Genomic DNA, 25,587 nt, shown 5'->3' with positions numbered 1-25,587 from the left:
GATCCACCCCAGCCACGAGAAAGGTTCCGGGTCCGGCCATGGCGCTCACGCTCTACGTCGACACCGCGCGCTGGCGGGCGCACCACAAGCACGTGCAGGAGCAGTTCCCGGGACTCGTCCCGGTCTGCAAGGGCAACGGCTACGGTTTCGGGCACGAACGGCTCTCGGAGGAGGCCACGCGGCTCGGCTCGGACCTGCTCGCCGTCGGCACCACCTACGAGGCCGCGCGCATCAAGGACTGGTTCGGCGGTGACCTGCTGGTGCTGACGCCGTACCGGCGCGGCGAGGAGCCCGTACCGCTGCCCGACCGCGTGGTGCGCTCGGTGTCGTCGATCGACGGCGTGTACGGCCTCGTGGGCGCCCGGGTCGTCATCGAGGTGATGTCCTCGATGAAGCGGCACGGCATCAGCGAGCACGACCTCCCGCAGCTGCACCAGGCCATAGAGAACGTCCGGCTGGAAGGCTTCGCCATCCATCTGCCGCTGGACCGCACCGACGGCTCGGACGCCGTCGAGGAGGTCATCGGCTGGATGGACCGGCTGCGCGCGGCTCGGCTGCCGCTGCACACGATGTTCGTCAGCCACCTCAAGGCGGACGAGCTGATCCGGCTCCAGCAGCAGTTCCCGCAGACCCGGTTCCGCGCCCGCATCGGCACCCGGCTGTGGCTGGGCGACCACGATGCCACCGAGTACCGCGGTGCCGTCCTGGACGTCACGCGTGTGGCGAAGGGCGACCGGTTCGGCTACCGGCAGCAGAAGGCGGCCTCTGACGGCTACCTGGTGGTCGTGGCGGGCGGTACGTCGCACGGGGTGGGCCTGGAGGCCCCGAAGGCCCTGCACGGCGTCATGCCGCGCGCCAAGGGCGTCGCCCGGGCCGGGCTCGCCACGGTCAACCGGAACCTTTCTCCGTTCGTCTGGGGCGGCAAGCAGCGCTGGTTCGCCGAGCCGCCGCACATGCAGGTGTCGATCCTGTTCGTGCCCTCGGACGCCCCCGAGCCGAAGGTCGGTGACGAGCTGGTGGCCCATCTGCGGCACACCACGACCCAGTTCGACCGTCTCGTGGACCGCTGAGCCCGTCCAGGACAGCGAGAAGGCCGTATCCGGAGCGCCCGGATACGGCCTTCTGTGTGTCTGCCGGCTTGCCGCGCCGACGGGGCGGCGGTGTGTTCGCTCAGAGCGAACGGTCGTTATGGGACAGCGTTTCCGGCCGTCCCCAGTCCACCTGGGGCTCCTCGAAGTGGTCGGCGTGCCGTGGCGGGTGGGCTGCCGCACCGAGCACGAACGCGTCCTCCGCGCCGTCGAGCACCCCGCCCGAGGGATCGTCGTCCCCGGACCGGCGCACCACGTCCCGCTCCGGCATGAGGATGTCCCGTACGACGACGGCGCACAGGTACAGCGTGCCCAGCAGGTGCACCACGATCGCCCACTGGTAGCCCTGCGTGGGCAGGCCCTTGTGGGCGTCTCCACTGGTCGTGTAAGCGAGGTACATCCAGATGCCGAGGAAGTACGCCACCTCGCACGCCTGCCAGATCAGGAAGTCCCTCCACTTGGGCCGGGCCAGGACCGCCAGCGGCACCAGCCACAGGACGTACTGCGGGGAGTAGACCTTGTTGGTGAGGACGAAGGCCGCGACGATCAGGAAGGCCAGCTGAGCGAAGCGCGGCCGGCGCGGGGCGGTGAACGTCAGGGCGGCGATGCCGAGGAAGCACAGCACCACCAGCACCGTGGCCGCGTTGTTGACGAAGTCGGTGGTGGGCGGGTTGCTGGAGTTCTGCGCCCAGATCAGCCAGAAGGAGCCGAAGTCGACGCCGCGCTCCTTGCTGAAGGTGTAGAACTTCGCCCAGCCCTCGCGGATGTGGAAGCCCGACGCGTCGTGCGTGAGCATCACGGGCAGGTTCACCACCAGCCAGGCACCCACCGCGCCGCCTACGGCCTGGAAGAACTCGCGCCACTTGCCGGCCCGCCAGCACAGCACCAGCAGCGGGCCGAGCAACAGGACGGGGTACAGCTTGGCGGCCGTGGCGAGCCCCAGGAGGACACCGAAGGCGAGGGCCCGGCCCCGCGACCACATCAGCATCGCGGCGGCGGTCAGCGCCACCGCCAGCAGGTCCCAGTTGATGGTCGCGGTCAGCGCGAAGGCGGGCGCCAGGGCGACCAGGAGGCCGTCCCACGGGCGCCGGCGGTGGGTGCGGGCCACACAGACGGCGATGACCGCGGCGCACACCATCAGCATCCCGGCGTTGACGAACCAGTACCACTGCTCCTGGTGCTGGATGCTGCCGCTGTGCGGGGTCAGCCAGGAGGCCACCTCCATGAACACACCGGTGAGCACCGGATATTCGAGGTAGTCCATGTCGCCGGGAAGCTTGTCGAAGTACGGCACGAGATGGTCGGCGAACCCGCGGCCCTGGTAGAGGTGCGGGATGTCCGAGTAGCAGGCGTGCGTGTACTGGCTGCTCGCGCCGAAGAACCAGGCGCCGTCGTAGCACGGCGCCTTCTGGACCAGGCCGAGGGCGAACATGCCGATCGCCACGAGCGCCACGACCCGTACGGGCGTCCACCAGGAGGTGCCGAGCAGGGCGCGCCGCCCCAGGGGACCGCCGATCAGCTCACTGCCGGCGGCGGCGACCCCGTCCTCCCTGGTCGGCTGCACCGGCTCTGCCGCGGCGGGCCGCACGGGCTCGGGCTTGTGCATGCTCGCGGGCGTCATCTCTGCACTGGGCATGGGGCACATCCTGCCGTACCTGGCCAGGAATACGCCGAGGGCCGCCGCACCTCGTGGTGCGGCGGCCCATGTTTCACGTGAAACACCCCTGGCGGGCGATATGGCCGCCAACCGGTCAGATCACCGGGCTAACCGTTCTGGCCCCCGAAGATGCCTCCGCCCCCGTTGCCATTGCCTCGGGTGCTGCCGGTTCCGGTTGTCTCCGTGGCCGTGGGCGTCGGCGTGGTGCCTCCGTCGACACCACCTGTGTCGGTGCCTCCGATGCCACCGTCGCCGCCGTTGCCGTTGCCGTTGCCATTGCCCGTGCAGTCGTTGCCCCAGCCGAACTGGCAGGACTCACTCGCCGACGGAGACGGCGTGGTGGTCGTCTCGCTCGGCGTCGGGCTGGGCGTGTCGCTCGGGGTCTGGCTCGGCGTGATCGTGACGCTCGGGGTCGGGGACGGGGCGCCTGCCTCGTCCTGGACAGTTCCGATCTCCGTGGCCTTCGGGAAGCCGAGGTCGTTCTGGCCCTTGAGCGCGGCCTTCATGTACTCGGTCCACACCAGCGTCGGGATGTCACCACCGTGGATGGAGTCCGTGTTCGCCGTGCCGTTCATGGAGAGCAGCTTGTGGTCCTTGGGGTTCTCACGGAACATCGCCACCGAAGTCGACAGCTGCTGGGTGTAGCCGACGAACCAGGCCGACTTGTTCTCGTCGGTGGTACCGGTCTTGCCCGCCGCCGTGCGGCCCAGGGCCTTGGCGTTCTTGCCCGTACCGTTCTGGATGACGTTCTCCAGGACGTCCGTGACGTTGTTGGCGATGTTCGGGTCCATCACCTCCTTGGGCGCCGGCTTCGGCTTGGTGAAGCTGGGCGCGTCCGCCCCGTTGACCTTGACCGCGGTCACGGAGTACGGGTCCGTCTGCTGGCCGGACGCGGCGAAGGTCGCGTAGGCGTCGGCCATGCGGATCGCGCTGGGCGTGGACGTACCGATGGCGAAGGACGGGTTGAGGTCCTGCGACATGCTCTGGTTGAGGATGCCGGCCTGCCGGGCCACGTCCCGGACGTGCGTCATCCCCACATCGACACCGAGCTGCACGAACGGCGTGTTGACGGACTGCTCCATCGCCTTGCGCAGGGTGATGTAGCCCCAGGGGTGGTCGCTCTCGTTCTCCTGGAAGAAGGGCGAGTTGTCCTTGTTGAGGTAATACGTCCCGTCCGGCTTCCTGACCTTGAGATGGTCGTTGCCGTTGTACTTGCTCAGCGGAGAGACGCCCTCACCCTTGGAGTTGTAGGTGCCGTACTCCATGGCGGCGGCGAGCACGAACGGCTTCCAGGTCGAACCCACAGGGACACCCGAGGTGTCGGCGTTGTTGGTGAAGTGCCCGTTCTCATAGCCGTCACCGCCGTAGAGGGCGACGATCGCGCCGTCCTTGGGCTTCACCGAGGCCGCACCGAACTGGACATATTTATCCAGATCACGATGCTTCGGGTCGAGGCGCTCCTTCTGGACACTCTTCACGGCCTTGGACAGGGCGTCGACCTTGTCCTTCTTGAAGGTCGTGTAGATCTGGTAGCCGCCCCGGTCGAACTGCGCCTCGGTGATGTCGGAGTGGGCGAGGACGTACTTCTTCGCCGTGTCCGCCAGGTAGCTGATCTGGCCGTTCATGCCCTTGGTCGCCTTGCGGCCGTCGGGCCGGGGGTACTTCCGGATGGCCACCTGGTAATCGGCGTCGGAGAGGTGCTTGTCCTTGTGCATCTCTTCGAGGATCCAGGACCAGCGCTCCTTGGAACGCCTCTCGTTCTCCTGCGGGGTCGCCGACTTGTCGAGGTCCTGGTTGCCCGCGGGGTCGTAGTACGTCGGGCCCTTCAGCAGCGCCGCGAGGACGGCGCACTCGCTCGGCTTGAGGTCGACCGCGTTCTTGCCGTAGTAGGTCTGCGCCGCGGCCTGGATGCCGTACGCGCCCCGGCCGAAGTACGAGGTGTTCAGGTAGCCCTGCAGGATCTGGTTCTTGTCGAGCTTCGCACCCACCTTTATGGAGATGAACATCTCCTTGAACTTCCGGGTGAGCGACTGTTCCTGGCTCAGGTACGTGTTCTTCACGTACTGCTGGGTGATCGTCGAGCCACCCTGGGTCTGGCCGCCCCGCGCCATGTTCATCACGGCGCGCGCGATGCCCATGGGGTCGACGCCCGAGTCGTCGTAGAAGGACTTGTTCTCCGCGGAGATCACCGCGTACCGCATCGCCTCGGGAATCTGGTCGATGCTGACGTTCTGCCGGTTGACGCCCGTGCCGGTGGCCACCATCTGCTTGCCGTCGGCCCAGTAGTAGACGTTGTTCTGGGACTTGGCGGCGTCGTTCTCGTTCGGAATGGAGACCATCGCGTAACCGATGCCCACCATCACGACCAGGCTGCCGACGAAGCCGATGAACAGGCCGCTGACCAGCTTCCAGGACGGCACCCAGCGCCGCCAGCCGTACTTGCCGGCCCGGGGGTAGTCGATCAACCGCTTCTTGCCGGGTGCGGTGGTCGCGCGGCCCTTGCCGCGCCCCGGGCCGGTCGGCCCGCCCGGGCCGCCGCGCCGGCCGCCCGGTCCCGTGTTGTCGGCCGCTCTGCGTCGGCCACCCTTCTGCGCCGCGCGGCGGGCCTCGGCACGGCTGCCGTAGGCGCGCTCCTCACCTTCCGAGCCAGTGGACTCCGCCCCATGGGAATGGGACCCATAGGAGTCGGCAGGGGACCCGTTGGCGCCTCGCGGTGCCGCACGGCGACCGGAGGACGAGCCGGACTGGCCGCGTCGGGCCGCGGCACGTCCGCCTCCCTGCGGCGGCGGCGGTTTGCGACGGTGCTCGCTCATCGAACGATTACTCCTCGGGCAGGCGCACCCGTGCGCGCCTGGAACGGCGGCTGGTTTCCGGTCCCCCCGAAGTACGGATGTGGTCGGTCCTGCATTCACCCGTACTGCACCGGGGACGATGACGCTCCCCGGGCGTCACGCGGTTCCCAGTGGTGTGCATGCCGCACAGACTACGCACCACCAAAACCTGTCGAGCCCCGAAGTTCACCCCAAAACCGGCAACTTGCCTCCTACGAATCGGTGATGTGATCCCGTTCACCGTCGTCCCTCTTGTCGCCTGCGGTGGGCCGTTCTATCGTCGTGATGTATCGAGTCGATACATCAGCGCGAGATAAAGACGCTGACAGGCACTGCGAGACCTGCGGGAACCGCCCTGCGGGACCGAGAGGAGGCGACGATGAGCCGGCGCTCCGGCATCCTTGAGTTCGCCGTGCTCGGCCTGCTGCGGGAGTCCCCGATGCACGGCTATGAGCTGCGCAAACGACTCAACACGTCATTGGGTGTGTTCCGTGCGTTCAGCTACGGGACCCTGTACCCCTGCCTCAAGACGCTGGTCGCCAACGGCTGGCTGATCGAGGAGCCGGGCAACGCCCAGGAGGACGCCCTCACCGCCTCCCTCGCCGGACGCCGCGCGAAGATCGTGTACCGATTGACGGCAGAAGGTAAGGAGCACTTCGAGGAACTGCTCTCGCAGACCGGCCCCGACGCGTACGAGGACGAGCACTTCGCCGCACGGTTCGCCTTCTTCGGGCAGACCTCGCGCGATGTGCGCATGCGCGTCCTGGAAGGCCGGCGCAGCCGCCTGGAGGAGCGCCTGGAGAAGATGCGCGCCTCCCTGGCGCGCACCCGGGAGCGCCTCGACGACTACACACTTGAGCTCCAGCGCCACGGGATGGAGTCCGTGGAGCGCGAAGTGCGCTGGCTGAACGAGCTCATCGAGAGCGAGCGGGCCGGGCGGGACCTGAGGGGTTCCGCCTCCGGGGGGTCCGCTCAGCAGGACACCACTACTGGATCGACGGGCGGCCTGCCCCGTCCCGGGGACACCCCCCGGACGGATACGCCCGGCGACACCGCCACGTGAGACCCATTCAGGGCCTCACTCGTACACACAGGGAGCAACCGGAATGGGTTCGGTTCGCGTAGCCATCGTCGGCGTGGGCAACTGCGCCGCGTCGCTGGTGCAGGGAGTCGAGTACTACAAGGACGCCGACCCGGCGTCCAAGGTCCCCGGCCTGATGCACGTGCAGTTCGGTGACTACCACGTCAAGGACGTGGAGTTCGTCGCCGCCTTCGACGTGGACGCCAAGAAGGTCGGCCTCGACCTCGCGGACGCGATCGGCGCCTCCGAGAACAACACCATCAAGATCTGCGACGTCCCCAGCACCGGTGTGACGGTCCAGCGCGGTCACACCCTCGACGGTCTCGGCAAGTACTACCGCGAGACCATCGAGGAGTCCGCCGAGGCGCCGGTCGACGTCGTCCAGGTCCTGAAGGACAAGCAGGTCGACGTCCTGGTCTGCTACCTGCCCGTCGGCTCCGAGGACGCGGCGAAGTTCTACGCCCAGTGCGCCATCGACGCCAAGGTCGCCTTCGTCAACGCCCTCCCGGTCTTCATCGCCGGCACCAAGGAGTGGGCGGACAAGTTCACCGAGGCCGGTGTGCCGATCGTCGGTGACGACATCAAGTCCCAGGTCGGCGCCACCATCACGCACCGCGTCATGGCGAAGCTGTTCGAGGACCGCGGTGTCATCCTGGACCGCACGATGCAGCTGAACGTCGGCGGCAACATGGACTTCAAGAACATGCTCGAGCGCGAGCGCCTGGAGTCCAAGAAGATCTCCAAGACGCAGGCCGTCACCTCCCAGATCCCCGACCGGGACCTCGGCGAGAAGAACGTCCACATCGGCCCGTCCGACTACGTCGCCTGGCTCGACGACCGCAAGTGGGCCTACGTCCGCCTTGAGGGCCGCGCCTTCGGTGACGTCCCGCTGAACCTTGAGTACAAGCTCGAGGTCTGGGACTCCCCGAACTCCGCCGGTGTGATCATCGACGCCCTGCGCGCCGCGAAGATCGCCAAGGACCGCGGCATCGGCGGCCCGATCCTGTCGGCCTCCTCGTACTTCATGAAGTCCCCGCCGGTCCAGTACTTCGACGACGAGGCCCGCGAGAACGTCGAGAAGTTCATCCGCGGCGAGGTCGAGCGCTAGCTCGCACGAGAAACGCTCCTGCCAGGGCAGTGAAGGTCCCCGGGTTTCCCGACCCGGGGACCTTCCGCATGTGTGAGGCTGTCGACCATGCCCGTCGTACGTGACCTGCGTCTGCTGTTGCGCCTGCGGCACTTCCGGCGCCTGCTGTACGTCCGCCTCCTGTCCCAGGGCGCCGATGGCGTCTACCAGGTCGCGCTCGCCGCGTACGTCGTCTTCTCCCCGGAGAAACAGACCTCGGCCGCCGCAATCGCCTCGGCGATGGCGGTCCTCCTGCTCCCCTACTCACTGGTCGGACCCTTCGCCGGCGTCCTGCTGGACCGCTGGCGGCGCCGGCAGGTCTTCCTGTACGGCAACCTGCTGCGCGCCCTGCTGGCCGCGGCCACCGCCGCGCTGATGATCGGCCACGCCCCCGAGTGGCTCTTCTACGTCTCCGCGCTGTGCGTCACGGCCGTCAACCGTTTCGTCCTCGCCGGGCTGTCCGCCGCCCTGCCCCGGGTCGTCGACGCCGAGCGCCTGGTGCTCGCCAACTCGATCTCCCCGACCGCCGGCACGCTCGCCGCGACCGCCGGCGGGGGTCTGGCCTTCGGCGTGCGGATCGTGGCGTCGGACTCGGACGCGGCGGTGGTGCTGCTCGGCGCCTTCCTCTATCTGTGTGCCGCCCTGGCCTCACTGGCCATGCCGCGCGCCCTGCTCGGCCCTGACCGGACGCCGGAGCGGCCCCATCTGCGGACCGCGCTCGCCGACACCGCCCGCGATCTCCTCGCGGCCGTCCGGTATCTGGCCGAGCCCCAGCGCCGGGAAGCGGCCTGGGCGCTGGCCTCGATGACCCTGATGCGCTTCTGCTACGGCGCGCTCCTGGTCCTGCTGCTCATGCTGTGCCGGTACGCCCTCTCCTCGACCCCCGACGAAGGGCTTCGCCTGCTCGGGCTCGCGCTGGCGGCGTCCGGTGCGGGCTTCTTCGCGGCTGCCGTGGTGACACCGGCAGCGGCGGGGCGTCTCGGCCCTGCCCGCTGGATCGCGGTCTGCTCCGGCGCGGCCACGGTGCTGGAACCCGCGCTCGGCCTGTCGTTTGCCACCGGCCCGCTGCTCGTCGCGGCCTTCGTCCTGGGCCTGACCACCCAGGGCGCCAAGATCGCCACGGACACGATCGTCCAGGAGTCGGTCGAGGACGGCTTCCGGGGCCGGATCTTCTCCGTGTACGACGTCCTCTTCAACGTCTCCTTCGTGGGCGCTGCCGGAGTGGCCGCCCTGATGCTTCCCCCGGATGGCCGGTCGGTGGTGCTGATCGTGTTCGTCGCCCTGATCTACGCCGGGGTCGCCGTGGCCATGGCGCGGCACCGAAACAGGAACGGGGGCGATGTTTCACGTGAAACATCGCCCCCTCGATAAGACCCCGGGTCATGTTTCACGTGAAACATGACCTCACGGATGGCCTCAGCCCTGCTCGGCCCACCACTCCTTGAGCGCGGCCACCGCGGCGTCGTGCTCCATCGGACCGTTCTCCAGGCGCAGCTCCAGCATGTGCTTGTACGCCTTGCCGACGGCCGGGCCCGGACCGACACCCAGGATCTCCATGATCTGGTTGCCGTCGAGGTCGGGACGGATGGCGTCCAGCTCCTCCTGGTCCTTCAGCTGGGCGATGCGCTCCTCCAGGCCGTCGTAGGCCCGGGACAGCGCCGCCGCCTTCCGCTTGTTGCGCGTGGTGCAGTCGGAGCGGGTCAGCTTGTGCAGGCGGTCCAGCAGCGGACCCGCGTCCCGGACATAGCGGCGGACCGCCGAGTCGGTCCACTCCCCGGTGCCGTAGCCGTGGAAGCGCAGGTGCAGCTCGACCAGCCGTGAGACGTCCTTCACCAGCTCGTTCGAGTACTTCAAGGCGGTCATGCGCTTCTTGGTCATCTTGGCGCCGACCACCTCGTGGTGGTGGAAGGAGACCCGGCCGTCCTTCTCGAAGCGTCGGGTGCGCGGCTTGCCGATGTCGTGCAGCAGCGCGGCCAGGCGGAGGGTGAGGTCCGGGCCGTCCTCCTCCAGCGCGATCGCCTGCTCCAGGACGATCAGCGTGTGCTCGTAGACGTCCTTGTGCCGGTGGTGTTCGTCACGCTCCAGGTGCAGCGCCGGCAGCTCGGGCAGGACATGGTCGGCGAGCCCCGTGTCGACGAGCAGCGCCAGTCCCTTGCGCGGGTGCGCGGAGAGGACCAGCTTGTTCAGCTCGTCCCGAACCCGCTCCGCCGAGACGATCTCGATGCGCCCGGCCATCTCCGTCATGGCGGTGACGACCTCGGGAGCGACCGTGAAGTCCAGCTGGGCGGCGAACCGGGCAGCCCGCATCATGCGCAGGGGGTCGTCCGAGAACGACGCCTCGGGCGTACCCGGTGTGCGCAGCACACGCGCCGCGAGATCCTCCAGGCCACCGTGCGGGTCGATGAACTCCTTCGCCGGCAGCGCCACGGCCATCGCGTTGACCGTGAAGTCGCGACGGACCAGGTCCTGCTCGATGGAGTCGCCGTAGGACACCTCCGGCTTGCGCGAGGTGCGGTCGTACGCCTCCGACCGGTAGGTGGTGATCTCGATCTGGTAGCCGCCCTTGTGCGCGCCGACCGTGCCGAAGGCGATGCCCACCTCCCAGACGGCGTCCGCCCATGGCCGGACGATCTTCAGTACGTCCTCAGGGCGGGCGTCGGTGGTGAAGTCCAGGTCGTTGCCGAGCCGGCCGAGCAGCGCGTCGCGGACCGATCCGCCGACCAGGGCGAGCGAGAACCCGGCCTCCTCGAATCGGCGGGCGAGGTCGTCGGCGACGGGGGCCACCCGCAGCAGCTCGGCGACCGCGCGCTGCTGCGCCTGGCTCAGGGCAGAGGGAGTTTCTTCGTTGGGGTTCGGCACAACAGAAGAGGGTACGTGCCCCGCACGGCCCGGGGCGCCCCCATTAAGGCGGTGGACAGGTCCCGGCATACCCGTGCAAGCGCTGCTCTTGCGGCGTACGGCCGCTCTCCCCTCGATACTGGATATAGAGGACGGGTCACCGCTGCTCTTCGATCTTGTCGAGGAGACCGCGGCACTTCCGTTCAGCGCGCATCGTTACCATGCGTGGACGCACAATCCGACGACCACTGACGACGACGAGGGACGGGCGAGCGCGTGGCCGAGGCGGCTGACTTCCAGGGGACCAGTGCCTCACCTGCCCGCCGCTGGCTGCGGCGCGCCGGAGCGCTCCTCACCGGGGCTCCACTGCTGGCCGGCCTGCTCCAGCTGCCCGCCGCCGGGCCCGCGCAGGCCGCCTCCTCCGGCCCGGTGTCGGTCTCCCTGGACTCGCTCAGCCCCAGTGCCCCCACGGACGACGACACGCTGACCGTGTCCGGCACGGTGACCAACAACGGCAAGCAGGCCGTCACCGACGCCCATGTGGGCCTGCGGGTGGGCTCCCAGCTGACCACCCGCTCGGACATCGACTCCGTCGCCCGGCACTCCGACGACGTGCAGGCCGCCACCGGCTCCGAGGTCGACGACAAGTACGAGGAGAAGTTCGACAAGCTGGCCCCGGGCGTCGCCGAGCACTTCAGCATCTCCGTCCCCATGGACAAGCTCGACCTCGGTGAGGACGGGGTCTACGAGTTCGACGTCGCTCTGTCCGGCCAGACCTCGGCCCAGCGCTGGGACCAGGTGCTCGGCGTGCAGCGGACGTTCCTGCCGTGGCAGCCGTCGGACGCCGACACCAAGACCAGGGCGACGTTCCTGTGGCCGCTGATCTCCACGGTCCACATGACGGCCAAGACGGGCGCGGGCGAGCTGCAGACGCCGGAGTTCCTCAACGACGACCTGGCCAAGGAGCTGGCACCCGGCGGTCGGCTGGCCCAGATGGTGGAGCTGGGCAAGGACCTGGACATCACCTGGGTGATCGACCCGGACCTGCTGGCCTCGGTCGACGCGATGGCCGTGGGCAACTACCGGATCCAGAACGACGACGGCACCAGCACGCCCGGCTCCCGGGAGCACCAGGCGCTCGCCAAGCAGTGGCTGGCCACCCTGCAGAAGGCGGTGACCGGCAAGGAGGTCGTCGCGCTGCCGTTCGGCGACCCGGACCTGGCCTCCCTGGCGCACCGGGGCACGAGCGTCACCGGCTCGCTCAGCCATCTCAAGGACGCCACCGAAGTCGCCGCGACCACCGTGAAGACCGTGCTCCACGTCACCCCGAGCACCGCCTTCGCCTGGCCCGTCAACGGCGCCGTGGACCCGTCGATCATGAAGGTCGCGACCTCCGCCGGGGCCGACCAGGTGATCGCCCGCAGCGACAGCCTCCAGGAGACCTCCGGGCTGTCGTACACGCCGTCCGCCGCCCGCCCGGTCGGCGGAGGCACCACGGCGGTGGTGGCCGACGCCCGGCTGTCCAGGGCGTTCGAGGGCGATCTGACGAAGGCGGGCTCGGCCACGCTCGCCGTGCAGAAGTTCCTGGCCCAGAGCCTGGAGCTGAACGGGCAGACGGACAGGGAGCGCAGCATCGTCGTCGCCCCGCAGCGCATGCCCACGGCGAGCCAGGCGCGGGCGATGGCGGCGGCGCTGACGGCGCTCCAGGGCGGCACCTGGTCCCAGTCGCAGGACCTCACCGCGGCGGCCAAGGACAAGCCCGACCCGGGGGCCACCACGCGCATCCCGTCGACGTCCGCCTACCCCTCCTCGCTGCGCCGGCAGGAGCTGCCGCGGGCGGCCTTCGACCAGATCGCCCGCACCCAGGACAAGCTCGACAACTTCCAGGTGATCCTCACCGACCAGTCCCGTGTGGTCACCCCGTTCGGACGGGCCATAAACCGCGAGATGTCCACGTCCTGGCGCGGCCGGAGCAGCGAGGCGGACAACTACCGAGGCGGCGTGGAGGCATGGCTCGACGAGCTGGCCGACCAGGTCAAGCTGATCGACAAGTCCGAGACCAAGCTCTCGGGCCGCAGCGCCACCATCCCGGTGACGGTCCAGAACAACCTCGTCCAGCCCGTCGGCCACCTGGTGCTGCGCCTGACCTCGACCCAGCCGACCCGGCTGAAGATCGGCGGCAACGCCTACTACGAGCAGCAGGTGGAGGTCTCCGGCGGGCACAGCCAGTCGGTGAAGTTCACCACCTCGGCCAACGCCAACGGCCGGGCCACGGTCATCGCCCAGCTGTACACCGAGGACGGCCGGAGGTACGGCGAAGCCGTCACCTTCGACGTGAAGGTCACCGAGGTCACGCCCACCGTGATGCTGGTCATCGGCGGCGGCGTACTGCTCCTCGTCCTGGCCGGCTTCCGGATGTACACCCAGCGCAAGCGCGCCGCCGCCCGGCAGGCCGACGAGGACGGCCCGGGCACGGCGGAAGAAGGCCCGGACCAGCCCGGGAACCCCGAGACGCCCGGCGGCCGTCTCCCGGAGGAGTCCGACTCCGCCTCCGGGGCAGACGACCCGGAGCAGCCGAGTGACCCTGCGCCGGACACCGCACCGGAAAGCGCCGACCCGTCCGGGACGGGTGAGAGAGTGGACCGTTGAGCGATGTCGTGGCCGGTGGGCCCGGGACGATGAGGTGGGGTAAGCATGAACGCGCCGTACGACGGTGACCGCGGTCAGGGCGCGGCCGGCTCGGGCTACCCCGAGCCGCCGCCCGAGCCCGGCCAGGCGCCGCCGCAGCACGCGGCGGACATGTATCTCCAGGACGCCTACGAGCAGGACCCCTACCGGGCGCACGACCTGGCCGCCCAGGACCCGGTCGCCGAGGCGCTGTACGACCGCGCCGCGCACCCGCCGCCGCCCCCGGGCACCTACGACCCGCAGCAGCAGCCCTACGCGCCGCCCGCCCAGTCCCCCTACGCCCCCGACCCGCAGGTGTGGGCGCAGACCCCGGCGCCGGAGCCGGGCGGCGCCGGGCAGTACCTGCCGTACGGCGACGACCCGCGCACGACCCAGTTCGTGGGCGTGGACGACCTGGTCTCGCACTCCGGCGAGGAGTACCACGAGCCGGACGCCTTCGCTCATCTCTTCAAGGACCAGCAGCACAGCGGCGGGCACGCGCCCATGGACCCGCCGGGCGTCCCCGGGCCGGCCGCCGCGCCGGGTCTGGGCACCGCCGGTCCGTACCCGCAGCAGCACGGTCAGGGCCCGCAGCAGGGCCACCCGTACGCCGCGGCCGGGTACCCGGCCGGCCCCTCCGCCGGATACCCCGCGCAGCCCCCGGTGCCCGCCCCGGCCGCGGCTCCGGATCCCGCCGGTGCCCAGGGGATCGCCGAGCCGGTGGCCACCACGGCCGGTGACGCTCCCGTCGCTCCCGCCGCTCCCGCCAAGAAGGGCGGGCGGGCCTCCGGGCTGCTGAAGTCCAGCGCGGTCATGGCGGCGGGCACGATGGTCTCCCGCCTCACCGGTTTCGTCCGCTCCGCGCTGATCGCCGCCGCGCTGGGCCTCGGCTTCCTCGCCGACTCCTTCCAGGTGGCCTACCAGCTTCCGACGATGATCTACATCCTCACCGTCGGCGGCGGCCTGAACTCCGTGTTCGTGCCGCAGCTGGTGCGTTCCATGAAGGAGGACGAGGACGGCGGCGAGGCCTTCGCCAACCGGCTGCTGACCCTCGTGATGGTGGCCCTGGCCGCCCTGACCGGGCTCGCGATGTTCGCCGCGCCGCTGCTGGTGCGGATGCTGGCCAACCCCGTCGCCAGCAACCCGGCGGCGAACGAGGTCGCGGTCACCTTCACCCGCTACTTCCTGCCCTCGATCTTCTTCATGGGCATCCATGTGGTGATGGGTCAGATCCTCAACGCGCGGGGGAAGTTCGGCGCGATGATGTGGACCCCGGTCCTGAACAACATCGTCATCATCGTGACGCTGGGCATGTTCATCTGGGTCTACGGCACCGCCGCCAACTCCCACCTGGACGTCACCAGCATCCCGCCGGAGGGCCAGCGGCTGCTCGGCGTCGGTGTGCTGCTCGGCCTGGTCGTCCAGGCACTGGCGATGATCCCCTACCTGCGGGAGACCGGCTTCCGGATCCGGCTGCGCTTCGACTGGAAGGGCCACGGCCTGGGCAAGGCCGCGATGCTCGCCAAGTGGACGGTCCTGTTCGTCCTCGCCAACCAGGCGGGTGCCATGGTCGTCACCCAGCTGTCCACCGCCGCCGGAAAGGACTCCGGCGTCAAGGGCACCGGCTTCGCCGCCTACGCCAACGCCCAGCTGATCTGGGGCCTGCCGCAGGCCATCATCACCGTGTCCCTGATGGCCGCCCTCCTGCCGCGCATCTCGCGCTCGGCCGCCGAGAACGACGCGGGCGCCATCCGCGACGACATCTCCCAGGGCCTGCGCACCACCGCGGTCGCCATCGTGCCCATCGCCTTCGGGTTCGTCTCGCTCGGCATCCCGATGTGCACGCTGATCTTCGGCTCCGCCGGCACCGGCGCGGCCGTCAACATGGGCTACATGCTGATGGCCTTCGGCCTCGGCCTGATCCCGTACTCCGTGCAGTACGTCGTCCTGCGCGCGTTCTACGCCTACGAGGACACCCGCACCCCCTTCTACAACACGGTCATCGTGGCCGCGGTCAACGCCGGTGCCTCGGCACTCTGCTACGTCCTGCTGCCGCCGCGCTGGGCGGTCGCAGGCATGGCCGCCGCCTACGGCCTCGCCTACGCCATCGGAGTGGGTGTCGCCTGGCGCCGGCTGCGCAAGCGGCTGGGCGGGGACCTGGACGGGTCCCGGGTGCTGCGCACGTACGCACGGCTGGGCATCGCCTCGGTGCCGGCGGCCCTGCTCAGCGGCGCGGCCTGCTACGGCATCGGGCACAGTCTCGGCCAGGGCGTCGTCGGCTCCTTCGCCGCGCTGCTCGTCGGCGGTGCCGTCCTGTTCGGCGTCTTCTTCGTCGCCGCCCGCCGGATGCGCATCGAGGAACTCAACTCGCTCGTGGGCATGGTGCGCGGGCGTCTGGGACGCTGAGGCGGGGGTAGGCGCACAACCATCGTCCGCCGCCGTGTGTCGTGCATAGCGGCGGACTGTGGGCACAATTGGTTTCGGCGTCGGACAGCGTGCAACGGATGGGGAGGCAGGGACGACGGTGGCGGAACGGAGCACGGCTGCCGTCGACGTGGCAGACAACAGCGGTGAGCAGCCGCTGACCGCCAAGGCGGACCAGTCCACGGCCGACGGGGTGGCCAAGAACCCGGAGCGGGACACGGACAGCGACGAGGCACAGGGAAGCGGCTCAGCCGAAGGTCCCGGACGGAAGGCATCGCCTCCGGAGCTGCACAGCGGTCACAAGCTCGCCAGACGCTACCGGCTGGAGGAGTGCGTCACCCGTCTGGACGGATTCAGCAGTTGGCGTGCGGTCGACGAGAAACTCCGTCGTGCCGTCGGCGTCCATGTACTGCCCGCGGACCATCCCCGCGGCCGCTCCGTGCTCGCCGCCGCCCGTTCCTCCGCACTGCTAGGCGACCCGCGCTTCGTCCAGGTCCTCGACGCCGTCGAGGACAACGACCTCGTCTACGTCGTCCACGAGTGGCTGCCCGATGCCACCGAGCTGTCCACGCTCCTCGCAGGCGGCCCGCTGGAGCCGCACGACGCCTACCAGATGGTCAGTCAGATCGCCTCGGCGATGGCTGCCGCGCACCGGGAGGGCCTCGCCCATCTGCGGCTGAACCCGAACGCCGTGCTGCGCACCTCCACCGGGCAGTGGCGCATCCGCGGCCTCGCCGTGAACGCGGCGCTGCGCGGCATCAGCTCCGACACCCCGCAGCGCACCGACACCGAGTCGATCGGCGCCCTGCTGTACGCGGCGCTGACCCAGCGCTGGCCGTACGAGAACGACGCCTACGGTCTGGCCGGCCTCCCCAAGGACATCGGCCTCATCGCCCCGGACCAGGTGCGGGCCGGTGTGCACCGGGGCCTGTCCGAGCTGGCGATGCGCGCCCTCGTGAACGACGGGGCCACGGCGTCCCGGCACGAGGCTCCGTGCACCACGCCGGAGGAGCTGGTGAAGGCGATCGGCGAGATGCCGCGCATCCGCCCGCCCGAGCCGGCGTTCACGGCCCCGCCGGAGTACCAGCGCACGACCTACCAGCAGGGCACGTACGGCCGCCAGGCGCCGCGCGCCGGTGTCACACAGCCGATGGCGACCCCGCCGCCCCCGCTCCAGAGCCGCACCGGCAAGGCCCTGAAGTGGGCGGTGTCGGCCCTTCTCATCGCCGCTCTGGGACTGGGCAGCTGGCAGCTGGCGGACGCCCTGATGGGCCAGGGCGAGAAGTCGGACGACACCCACAAGAGCCAGACGTCGGACAACGGCGACAAGAACACCGCGAAGCCGAAGCCGAAGCCGATAAAGATCCTGAACGGTCAGGAGTACATCGCCGAGGGCGGCGCCCAGAACTCCGGTGCCGAGCCCAAGACCTACGACGGCGACGCGTCGACGTACTGGAAGACCAAGAGCTTCAACGAGGGTCCGGCGTTCGCGCCTTACAAGCCGGGCGTCGGCATCGTGTACGACCTCGGCTCGGCCAAGGAACTCAGCACGGCCACCATCGACCTCCGCTACGCCGGTGACCACACGACGGTCGAGCTGTACGCTGCGGACTCTCTGACGTCGGCATCGCGCGACTCGGCCCACAGGATCGGCAGCGTCACGACGACCAGCACCACGGCCACGGTGAAGGCCACCAAGTCGGTCAAGACGCGGTACGTCCTCGTCTGGCTGACGGCCGTGCCGAACTCGGGGTACGACTCCACCCTGTACGCCAGCGCCGGCTGGAAGCAGGCCATCGGCGAAGTGAAGTTCACGGGCTGACATCTCACCCGGACCGGAGGGGGCAGATGGCGGACGGCGCCGCATACGACGGAGTGGGCGACCGCGACCTGCTCGCCCGCCACGTGGAAGGCGACCCCGAGGCCTTCGGTGAGATCGTGCGGCGGCATCGGGACCGGCTCTGGGCGGTCGCTCTGCGGACCCTGGGGGACCGGGAGGAGGCCGCCGACGCCGTGCAGGACGCCCTGGTGTCGGCCTACCGGGCTGCCCACACCTTCCGTGGTCAGTCGGCCGTCACGACGTGGCTGCACCGGATCACGGTGAACGCCTGTCTGGACCGGGCCCGTAAGGCGGCCTCGCGGAAGACGGCTCCGGTCGACGACACCGAGCGGCTGGAGCAGTTGCTGGAACCGCACGAGTCCGCCTCGGCACCGGCCGAGCGGAAGGACGTGCACCGTCAGCTCCTCGAAGCGCTCGGCACCCTTCCGCCCGAGCAGCGGGCCGCTCTGGTCCTGGTGGACATGCAGGGCTACCCCGTGGCGGAGGCCGCACGGATCCTGGATGTGCCGACGGGGACGGTGAAGAGCCGGTGCGCCCGGGGCCGGGCGAGGCTGCTGCCCCTGCTCACGCATCTTCGGCCCGAAGGCACCGGGGGCCCGCGATCCGGCGGTACCGGGGACGGGAAAGAAACCGGCCCGGGACGGAACCGGGGGAAGGGTCCATCCGTCCCACCGGCAACGGGGTCCCCGAGCGGACGACCACGGGACGCGGGACCGAGTGATTCAGCCGTAGTGAAGGGCGGAGGTGGGCGAGCGTGACTTCCACGACAGACACGGCCGGGCACCCGGACGTCGCGGAGATCTCCGACCTCACCGAGGGCCTGCTTCCCCCGGACCGCAGCACCGATGTGCGGCGCCATCTCGACACCTGCGAGCCGTGCGCGGATGTGTACACCTCTCTGGAGGAGATCCACGGCCTGCTCGGCTCCGTGCCGGAGCAGGAGCGCATGCCGGACGATGTGGCTGCGCGCATCGACGCCGCTCTTGCCGCCGAGGCAGCGCTGAGCGCCGTCGGCGAGGTCCCCGCGGGCCATGTTTCACGTGAAACATCGACCCCCACTGAACACCTCCCCGACCGCCTCACGGAACGCCCCGCTGACCGACCCGCCGGGCGGCCTCGTGCGGCGACCGGACCCGGCCGCAAGGGATCCGAGCGCGGCCGGCGCCGCGGCCGGCTCGTCCTGGGTGCCGTTCTCACGGCCGCGGTGCTGGGCGCCGGAGGTCTGATCGTGAAGTCGCTCGGCGACAACCCCGACCACCCGACAGCCCACGGAACGCCGACCGCCTCCGCCGGCGCCTTCTCCGGCGACAGCGTGCAGAACCAGGTGCACGCCCTCCTCACCACCAAGAAGACACTGCCGCGGCGCAGCGAGAAGCCCCGGATGGGCACCGACGGCGGAACGAACTCGCCCAGCTCCACCGAGGGACCGAACACCCTGCTGCAGACCTCGGTTCCGGTCCCCGACTGTGTCCGGCAGGCACTCCACCGGACCGCCGATGTCCTGGGCGCCAAGACGGGAACGTACGGAGGGAAGGCCGCCTACCTCGTCGTCGTGGCCGATGCCCACGACACCAAGTGGGTGACGGCCTACGTCGTCGACGCGGCCTGCGTGCACCAGCAGACCACGTCGACCGGCAGGGTTCTGCTGAAGCAGTCCGTCGCTCGCCCCTGAGTCTGGTGGCACACTCCTTCGGTCTTCCCTGGGCATGCGTGTGCCCGGACACACCGGGAATGCGGGCCCCGTAGGATCCGTTGGGTGGGGTGAGAGTCCTGAAAGGGGCTCCCGCCCGGTCGACTGACGCAGACCAGAGACGAGGAATCAAGCCGTGAGCGACGTCCGTAACGTGATCATCATCGGCTCCGGGCCCGCAGGCTACACGGCGGCGCTGTACACCGCCCGTGCCTCGCTGAAGCCCCTGGTGTTCGAAGGCGCCGTCACCGCGGGTGGTGCACTGATGAACACCACCGAGGTGGAGAACTTCCCGGGCTTCCGCGACGGCATCATGGGCCCCGACCTCATGGACAACATGCGCGCCCAGGCCGAGCGCTTCGGTGCGGAGCTGGTCCCGGACGACATCGTCTCCGTCGACCTGGCCGGTGAGATCAAGACCGTCACCGACACCGCGGGCACGGTCCACAAGGCGAAGGCCGTCATCGTCACCACCGGCTCCCAGCACCGCAAGCTGGGCCTGCCGAACGAGGACGCTCTCTCCGGCCGCGGCGTCTCCTGGTGCGCCACCTGTGACGGGTTCTTCTTCAAGGACCAGGACATCGCCGTGATCGGCGGTGGCGACACCGCGATGGAGGAGGCCACCTTCCTCTCGCGGTTCGCGAAGTCCGTGACGGTCGTCCACCGCCGGGACACCCTGCGCGCCTCCAAGGCGATGCAGGAGCGCGCCTTCAACGACCCGAAGATCAAGTTCGTCTGGGACAGCGAGGTCGCCGAGGTCCAGGGCGAGCAGAAGCTCTCCGGCCTGAAGCTGCGCAACGTCAAGACCGGCGAGCTGTCGGACCTGCCCGTGACCGGTCTGTTCATCGCGATCGGCCACGACCCGCGCACCGAGCTGTTCAAGGGCCAGCTGGACCTGGACGAGGAGGGGTACCTGAAGGTCGCCTCGCCGTCCACTCGCACCAACCTGACCGGTGTCTTCGCCGCCGGTGACGTGGTGGACCACACCTACCGCCAGGCGATCACCGCGGCCGGCACCGGCTGCTCCGCCGCTCTGGACGCCGAGCGCTTCCTCGCCGCCCTGGCGGACGAGGACCAGGCGGAGCCCGAGAAGACCGCAGTCTGACCTTCCCCTTCCCCGCCCCCACCGCACGACCGAGGTAAGGAGCCCACCGTGGCCGGCAACCTGAAGATTGTTACCGACGACACCTTTGACGAGGAAGTCCTCAAGAACGACAAGCCCGTCCTGGTGGACTTCTGGGCGGAGTGGTGCGGTCCGTGCCGCCAGATCGCCCCGTCCCTGGAGGCGATCGCCGCCGAGCACGGCGACAAGATCGAGATCGTCAAGATCAACATCGATGAGAACCCGGGCACGGCCGCCAAGTACGGCGTCATGTCCATCCCGACCCTGAGCGTCTACCAGGGCGGCGAGGTCACCAAGGTCATCGTCGGCGCCAAGCCCAAGGCCGCGCTCCTCCGTGACCTCGACGAGTACATCGCCGAGTGACGTTTCACGTGAAACACGAATGGGCCAACCCCCTCGGGGTTGGCCTATTCGCATAGAACGGCCCGTGCACAGAACTACAGCGGCCTCAGCACAGGCTCCTTCTGAACCGCTCCCAGGAGCCGGTCGAGTGCCATCTCCACGTCTTCCTTCCAGGAGAGCGTGGACCGCAGCTCCAGCCGCAGCCGGGGATGCGCGGGATGCTGCCGGACCGTCTTGAAGCCCACGGCCAGCAGATGGTCGGCCGGCAGCAGACAGGCGGGTGCCTCCCAGCGGGCATCGCCGAACGCCTCGATCGCCTTGAAGCCCCGGCGCAGCAGATCCTTGGCGACCGCCTGCACCAGCACCCGGCCCAGCCCCTGCCCCTGGTAGCCGGGCATGACGAACCCCGTCATCAGCTGGACGGCGTCCGACGAGACCGGGCTCGTGGGGAAGGCCGTCGACCGAGGGACATAGGCCGGCGGAGCGTAGAGGACGAAGCCCGCCGGCACGTCATCGACGTACACCACCCGGCCGCACGACCCCCAGTCCAGCAGGACGGCGGAGATCCAGGCTTCCTTCTCCAGCGCGGACGTGCCCGCCTTCACCGCCGCTTCGCCGCTGACGGGGTCCAGTTCCCAGAAGACACACGATCGACAGCGGTGGGGAAGGTCCTGAACGTTGTCCAGCGTGAGCGGCACGAGCCGACGCCCCATGAAGGCAGATCCTCGCTTCCTTCGCCCGCCGCATCGCGAGCGGCTGACAGAGCGCTCCGTTCCCTGAGCAGGCTGCCGACGAATCCGCCGACCGCTCCCAGGCCCAGGACGGCGCTCACCAGTCCGGTGCGGCTCATCGATCGCATGGCCCCCGACTCCCCACTCACAGATGCAGATGCTGTCCGGTGGATGTGCCATACCTGATCGCATCGTATCCACGATGGGATTCACGAGATACCGCCTCAAAGCAAAGAGCGGGCCGTGTTCCGGTACACACCGGACACGGCCCGCTCCACTGCACCCCGGGGCAGCACCGCCGGAGGATCAGTCCTGCGGCTCCTCGCCGTCGTTCTCCTGAAGGCTCTGCTGGAGGGCCAGCCGCTCGCCCGGGGCGAGCGTGCTGAGGATCCTTTCGAGATCGTCCGCGGAGGCGAACTCGACGGTGATCTTGCCCTTCTTCTGGCCCAGCTCGACCTTCACGCGCGTCTCGAAGCGGTCCGAGAGCCGCGTGGCCAGCTCGCTCAGCGCCGGAGAGGGCACCGAACCGGCCCGCGGGCCACGGGAGCGCGAGGCCTTCTGAGGCCGCGAGCCCATCAGCGTCACGATCTCTTCCACGGACCGCACCGACAGCCCCTCGGCCACGATCCGGTGCGCCAGCCGGTCCTGCTCCTCCGAGTCCTCGACGGCCAGCAGCGCCCGGGCGTGGCCGGCCGAGAGCACGCCGGCCGCTACCCGCTTCTGGACGGTCGGGGAGAGCTTCAGCAGACGCAGGGTGTTGGAGACCTGCGGACGGGAACGCCCGATCCGGTCGGCCAGCTGGTCATGCGTGCAGTTGAAGTCCTTCAGCAGCTGGTCGTAGGCAGCGGCCTCTTCGATCGGGTTCAGCTGCGCGCGGTGCAGGTTCTCCAGCAACGCGTCCAGGAGGAGCTTCTCGTCGTCCGTGGCCCGGACGATGGCCGGGATGGCCTCCAGACCGGCCTCACGGCAGGCGCGCCAGCGGCGCTCGCCCATGATCAGCTCGTAGCGGGCGGGCCCCACCTGACGGACCACGACGGGCTGCAGGAGACCGACCTCGGTGATCGAGGTGACCAGCTCCTGGAGCGCGTCCTCGTCGAAGATCTCACGCGGCTGGCGTGGGTTCGGCGTGATGGCGTCGAGCGGGATCTCGGCGAAGTGGGCACCCATCGGAGGCGCCGGCACCTCGACCGCCGGGCTCGCCGAGAGCACCTCGGTCTCCTGCGCCACGGGCGGCAGCGTGGCCACCTTCGCCGCGGCCACTCCGCGGTCGGTCGTCAGCACCGGGACGGCCGCGGGGGAGGTGGACGCTCCGCCCCCCATCGCGGCCGGAGCCGGAGCCTTCTCGGTCGGGGCAGCGGGGATCAGTGCGCCGAGACCACGGCCCAGACCCCTCCGTCGCTCACTCACTGGATCCCCTCCACCATGCTCGGGTCGTTCTGGGCGCCGATGTGGGCCTGGCTCGCGTCATAGCTGATGCCGATGCCCTTCAGCGCGATCTCTCGGGCCGCCTCGAAGTACGAGAGGGCGCCGCTCGATCCTGGATCGTAAGTCAGCACCGTCTGCCCATAGCTCGGCGCCTCGGAGATACGGACGGAGCGGGGAATGCTCGTCCGCAGCACCTCGTCACCGAAGTGGCTGCGCACCTCCTCCGCGACCTGGGAGGCGAGACGCGTCCGGCCGTCGTACATGGTGAGCAGGATGGTCGACACATGCAGGGTGGGGTTGAGGTGCCCCCGGACCAGGTCGACGTTGCGCAGGAGTTGGCCGAGGCCCTCCAGTGCGTAGTACTCGCACTGGATCGGAATGAGCACCTCGGCGCCCGCGACGAGCGCGTTGACCGTCAACAGGCCGAGCGAAGGCGGGCAGTCGATGAGGATGTAGTCCAGCGGCTGCTCGTACGCCTGGATCGCCCGCTGCAGCCGGCTCTCCCGGGCCACCAGGGACACCAGCTCGATCTCCGCACCGGCGAGATCGATGGTGGCGGGGGCGCAGAAGAGGCCTTCGACGTCCACCACGGGCTGGACGACCTCGGCGAGAGGCTTGCTCTCCACCAACACGTCGTAGATGGAAGGTACTTCGGCGTGGTGGTCGATCCCGAGCGCCGTGGACGCGTTGCCCTGCGGGTCGAGATCGATCACCAGGACGCGGGCACCGTGCAGAGCCAGCGAAGCGGCAAGATTGACGGTCGTCGTCGTCTTGCCCACGCCGCCCTTCTGGTTGGCGACCACGATGACTCGGGTCTGCTCCGGTCGCGGCAGGCCTTCGCCGGCGCGGCCGAGAGCCTCCACCGCCAGTTGGGCCGCACGACCGATGGGAGTGTCGTCCATCGGGGACGGTGTTTCACGTGAAACATCCGTCCCCATCGACTCGGTACGGGGACCGGGGACCGGATCGGTCATCGGTCCCGCGATGTTGGCGTCGGACCGCAAGGATTCACTCTCCTCGACTTCAGGCTCGCAATGAACAGAGCCTCCCATGTCTTCGGGGTCGTGAACCAGTGAGGCCTGGTGTTCTGTGGAGAAATCCACCTCTGTGGACAACTCCGTGCCCCTGGAGGGGGACGGACTGTCCGGGGACACCGGCTCCTCCGCGAGCGAGCCCAGGGGCTTCCGGTCGCGAGGTTCGGCCGCGGCGCGGCCACGACTGATGATGCCGTGCAGCAGTGAGCGACGTTTCACGTGAAACACGATGCACAGCCACTGCGACCGGACCTTCGCGACACTCCGTCTTGCATAGGTTTGGCAGCTTGTGTGGAGTACGTCTCGTCGTCAGGACGGATCAGTGACGTCCGTCCATCGACTCACCGCCGACGACGAGCCCGGCCGGCGCGGGCCGCCTTGGCGCGCTTCGCGGCGAAGCGCACACCGCCCGGACTCTCCCCCACCTCGACCCGCACCACGGTGGACAGCGGATCCACCACGCCCTCGCCCACATGCAGGATGGACGTCTCGACCGCGCCGAGCTTGCTGAGAGCGGTGGCCGCGGCCTTCAGCTCCTCCTCGGCGGTGTCACCCTTGAGCGCGAGCATCTCGCCGTAGGGGCGCAGCAGAGGGATGCCCCAGGCGGCCAGGCGGTCCAGCGGGGCCACAGCCCGGGCCGTCACCACATGGACCGGGGGCAGCTTGCCCAGGACCTCCTCGGCACGGCCGCGCACCACGGTGACGTGATCCAGGCCGAGTAGTTCGACGACCTCGGTGAGGAAGTTGGTGCGCCGCAGCAGCGGCTCCAGCAGGGTGATGTTCAGGTCGTCGCGGACCAGGGCCAGCGGGATGCCCGGCAGCCCGGCACCGGAGCCGACATCGCAGACCGTCACTCCCTCCGGGACGGCCTCGGAGAGCACCGCGCAGTTCAGCAGGTGCCGCTCCCACAGGCGGGGCACTTCCCGTGGGCCGATCAGGCCACGCTGCACGCCCGCCTCGGCGAGCAGCTCCGCATAGCGAACCGCATCGGCGAAGCGATCACCGAATACTGCCCGCGCCTGCTCGGGCGCGGGGGGAAGCTCCGCTGCCTCCGTCACAGGGACCGTCCTTCCGTACAGCGCCGGTGCTTCGCGCACCGGCCACCAGAACTACAGGCTGACAAAGTTCGGCCCCGCCTGCTCAACAGACGGGGCCGGGGAAATGAGGGGGCCGATCAGGCAGGCAGCACGACGACGAAGCGCTGCGGCTCCTCGCCCTCGGACTCGCTGCGCAGTCCTGCGGCCTTGACCGCGTCGTGCACGACCTTGCGCTCGAACGGGGTCATCGGCTTGAGCTTCACGGGCTCGCCGGTGCTCTTCACCTCGGCGGCGGCCTTGGCGCCCAGCTCGGACAGCTCGGACCGCTTCTTGGCCCGGTACCCCGCGATGTCCAGCATCAGCCGGCTGCGGTCGCCGGTCTCCCGGTGCACCGCCAGGCGCGTCAGCTCCTGCAGCGCCTCCAGCACCTCGCCGTCCCGGCCGACCAGCTTCTGCAGGTCGCGGCCGCCGGTGTCGCTGATGATCGACACGGAGGCGCGGTCGGCCTCGACGTCCATGTCGATGTCGCCGTCGAGGTCGGCGATATCCAGCAGACCCTCCAGGTAGTCCGCCGCGATCTCACCCTCCTGCTCCAGGCGGGTGAGGGTGTCTGCACCCTCGGCAGCGGCGGAGGTGGTGCCTTCCGTCACGGG

The 25,587-nt window shown here is 69.6% G+C and carries 19 protein-coding genes; 11 read left to right on the top strand and 8 right to left on the bottom strand.

Features of this window, described 5'->3' with window-relative positions; translation table 11 throughout:
* The first annotated feature begins 38 nt into the window (after positions 1-38).
* Complete coding sequence (locus tag ABZ937_RS26100; protein ID WP_361695734.1) at positions 39-1,070, top strand: alanine racemase; 1,032 nt, start codon at positions 39-41, stop codon at positions 1,068-1,070.
* A gap of 100 nt (positions 1,071-1,170) precedes the next feature.
* Here the strand turns inward: ABZ937_RS26100 and ABZ937_RS26095 are convergent, their stop codons facing one another.
* Positions 1,171-2,724 carry a glycosyltransferase 87 family protein gene (locus ABZ937_RS26095; RefSeq protein ID WP_361695733.1) on the bottom strand — a complete coding sequence of 518 codons (1,554 nt, stop codon included), beginning with the start codon at positions 2,722-2,724 and terminating at the stop codon, positions 1,171-1,173.
* 128 nt (positions 2,725-2,852) lie between these two features.
* Entirely contained in the window at positions 2,853-5,558 is a 2,706-nt protein-coding gene (locus ABZ937_RS26090; protein WP_361695732.1) for a transglycosylase domain-containing protein, read from the bottom strand.
* Positions 5,559-5,955: 397 nt separating this feature from the next.
* Here ABZ937_RS26090 and ABZ937_RS26085 point away from each other — a divergent pair, with 397 nt between their 5' ends.
* The 3 genes from ABZ937_RS26085 to ABZ937_RS26075 all read left to right on the top strand — a co-directional run bounded on the left by ABZ937_RS26085 (position 5,956) and on the right by ABZ937_RS26075 (position 9,154).
* Positions 5,956-6,639, top strand: a complete 684-nt coding sequence (locus ABZ937_RS26085; protein WP_361695731.1) for a helix-turn-helix transcriptional regulator — start codon at positions 5,956-5,958, stop codon at positions 6,637-6,639.
* Between the two features lie 43 nt (positions 6,640-6,682).
* Positions 6,683-7,765, top strand: a complete 1,083-nt coding sequence (locus ABZ937_RS26080) for an inositol-3-phosphate synthase (protein WP_361695730.1) — start codon at positions 6,683-6,685, stop codon at positions 7,763-7,765.
* An 87-nt stretch (positions 7,766-7,852) separates the two neighbouring features.
* On the top strand, positions 7,853-9,154 hold the full coding sequence (locus tag ABZ937_RS26075; RefSeq protein WP_361695729.1) for an MFS transporter: 1,302 nt from the start codon (positions 7,853-7,855) through the stop codon (positions 9,152-9,154).
* A 45-nt stretch (positions 9,155-9,199) separates the two neighbouring features.
* On the opposite strand, the gene ABZ937_RS26070 is transcribed toward ABZ937_RS26075, so the two are convergent.
* Complete coding sequence (locus ABZ937_RS26070) at positions 9,200-10,642, bottom strand: CCA tRNA nucleotidyltransferase (protein ID WP_361695728.1); 1,443 nt, start codon at positions 10,640-10,642, stop codon at positions 9,200-9,202.
* 255 nt (positions 10,643-10,897) lie between these two features.
* Between ABZ937_RS26070 and ABZ937_RS26065 the strand changes: the two genes are divergently transcribed.
* The 7 genes from ABZ937_RS26065 (at position 10,898) to trxA (ending at position 20,728) form a co-directional block, all read left to right on the top strand.
* A complete protein-coding gene (locus tag ABZ937_RS26065) occupies positions 10,898-13,270 on the top strand; it encodes a DUF6049 family protein (RefSeq protein WP_361695727.1) in 2,373 nt (790 codons plus the stop codon).
* 45 nt (positions 13,271-13,315) lie between these two features.
* On the top strand, positions 13,316-15,694 hold the full coding sequence (gene murJ / locus ABZ937_RS26060) for a murein biosynthesis integral membrane protein MurJ (RefSeq protein ID WP_361695726.1): 2,379 nt from the start codon (positions 13,316-13,318) through the stop codon (positions 15,692-15,694).
* A 118-nt stretch (positions 15,695-15,812) separates the two neighbouring features.
* Complete coding sequence (locus ABZ937_RS26055; RefSeq protein ID WP_361695725.1) at positions 15,813-17,534, top strand: serine/threonine protein kinase; 1,722 nt, start codon at positions 15,813-15,815, stop codon at positions 17,532-17,534.
* A gap of 26 nt (positions 17,535-17,560) precedes the next feature.
* Positions 17,561-18,310, top strand: a complete 750-nt coding sequence (gene sigM / locus ABZ937_RS26050) for an RNA polymerase sigma factor SigM (RefSeq protein WP_361695724.1) — start codon at positions 17,561-17,563, stop codon at positions 18,308-18,310.
* Positions 18,307-19,224 carry a zf-HC2 domain-containing protein gene (locus ABZ937_RS26045; RefSeq protein ID WP_361695723.1) on the top strand — a complete coding sequence of 306 codons (918 nt, stop codon included), beginning with the start codon at positions 18,307-18,309 and terminating at the stop codon, positions 19,222-19,224. The genes sigM and ABZ937_RS26045 overlap by 4 nt, the downstream gene beginning before the upstream one ends.
* 154 nt (positions 19,225-19,378) lie before the next feature.
* Positions 19,379-20,347 (top strand): thioredoxin-disulfide reductase, encoded by a 969-nt coding sequence (gene trxB, locus ABZ937_RS26040; RefSeq protein ID WP_361695722.1) that lies wholly within the window; start codon positions 19,379-19,381, stop codon positions 20,345-20,347.
* A 48-nt stretch (positions 20,348-20,395) separates the two neighbouring features.
* Complete coding sequence (gene trxA, locus ABZ937_RS26035; RefSeq protein ID WP_361695721.1) at positions 20,396-20,728, top strand: thioredoxin; 333 nt, start codon at positions 20,396-20,398, stop codon at positions 20,726-20,728.
* Positions 20,729-20,802: 74 nt separating this feature from the next.
* On the opposite strand, the gene ABZ937_RS26030 is transcribed toward trxA, so the two are convergent.
* The 5 genes from ABZ937_RS26030 to ABZ937_RS26010 form a co-directional block, all read right to left on the bottom strand.
* Complete coding sequence (locus ABZ937_RS26030) at positions 20,803-21,420, bottom strand: GNAT family N-acetyltransferase (RefSeq protein ID WP_361695720.1); 618 nt, start codon at positions 21,418-21,420, stop codon at positions 20,803-20,805.
* Between the two features lie 324 nt (positions 21,421-21,744).
* The gene (locus tag ABZ937_RS26025) at positions 21,745-22,845 is read right to left on the bottom strand and encodes a ParB/RepB/Spo0J family partition protein (RefSeq protein WP_361695719.1); all 1,101 of its coding nucleotides are present in this window, start codon (positions 22,843-22,845) and stop codon (positions 21,745-21,747) included.
* Positions 22,842-23,915, bottom strand: a complete 1,074-nt coding sequence (locus ABZ937_RS26020; RefSeq protein ID WP_361695718.1) for a ParA family protein — start codon at positions 23,913-23,915, stop codon at positions 22,842-22,844. The genes ABZ937_RS26025 and ABZ937_RS26020 overlap by 4 nt, the downstream gene beginning before the upstream one ends.
* Positions 23,916-24,238: 323 nt before the next feature.
* Positions 24,239-24,955, bottom strand: coding sequence for a 16S rRNA (guanine(527)-N(7))-methyltransferase RsmG (rsmG, locus tag ABZ937_RS26015; RefSeq protein ID WP_361695717.1), 717 nt, complete (start codon positions 24,953-24,955; stop codon positions 24,239-24,241).
* A gap of 116 nt (positions 24,956-25,071) precedes the next feature.
* Positions 25,072-25,584 carry a R3H domain-containing nucleic acid-binding protein gene (locus ABZ937_RS26010; RefSeq protein ID WP_361695716.1) on the bottom strand — a complete coding sequence of 171 codons (513 nt, stop codon included), beginning with the start codon at positions 25,582-25,584 and terminating at the stop codon, positions 25,072-25,074.
* Positions 25,585-25,587: the final 3 nt, after the last annotated feature.

Origin of the sequence: Streptomyces sp. NPDC046727 (assembly GCF_040645635.1) — a bacterium.
In the GTDB taxonomy this organism is placed as follows: Bacteria; Actinomycetota; Actinomycetes; order Streptomycetales; family Streptomycetaceae; genus Streptomyces.
Note: the sequence above shows the minus strand (reverse complement) of the source record. Positions and strands in the feature narration are given on the sequence as shown.

What these genes read in the sequence shown, in the direction of transcription:
- sigM (WP_361695724.1), top strand. Translation starts at nt 17,561, where the DNA reads ATGGCGGACGGCGCCGCATACGACGGAGTGGGCGACCGCGACCTGCTC.
- ABZ937_RS26085 (WP_361695731.1), top strand. Translation starts at nt 5,956, where the DNA reads ATGAGCCGGCGCTCCGGCATCCTTGAGTTCGCCGTGCTCGGCCTGCTG.
- ABZ937_RS26030 (WP_361695720.1), bottom strand. Translation starts at nt 21,420, where the DNA reads ATGGGGCGTCGGCTCGTGCCGCTCACGCTGGACAACGTTCAGGACCTT.
- ABZ937_RS26080 (WP_361695730.1), top strand. Translation starts at nt 6,683, where the DNA reads ATGGGTTCGGTTCGCGTAGCCATCGTCGGCGTGGGCAACTGCGCCGCG.
- ABZ937_RS26100 (WP_361695734.1), top strand. Translation starts at nt 39, where the DNA reads ATGGCGCTCACGCTCTACGTCGACACCGCGCGCTGGCGGGCGCACCAC.
- ABZ937_RS26020 (WP_361695718.1), bottom strand. Translation starts at nt 23,915, where the DNA reads ATGGGAGGCTCTGTTCATTGCGAGCCTGAAGTCGAGGAGAGTGAATCC.
- ABZ937_RS26095 (WP_361695733.1), bottom strand. Translation starts at nt 2,724, where the DNA reads ATGCCCAGTGCAGAGATGACGCCCGCGAGCATGCACAAGCCCGAGCCC.
- ABZ937_RS26075 (WP_361695729.1), top strand. Translation starts at nt 7,853, where the DNA reads ATGCCCGTCGTACGTGACCTGCGTCTGCTGTTGCGCCTGCGGCACTTC.
- murJ (WP_361695726.1), top strand. Translation starts at nt 13,316, where the DNA reads ATGAACGCGCCGTACGACGGTGACCGCGGTCAGGGCGCGGCCGGCTCG.
- ABZ937_RS26090 (WP_361695732.1), bottom strand. Translation starts at nt 5,558, where the DNA reads ATGAGCGAGCACCGTCGCAAACCGCCGCCGCCGCAGGGAGGCGGACGT.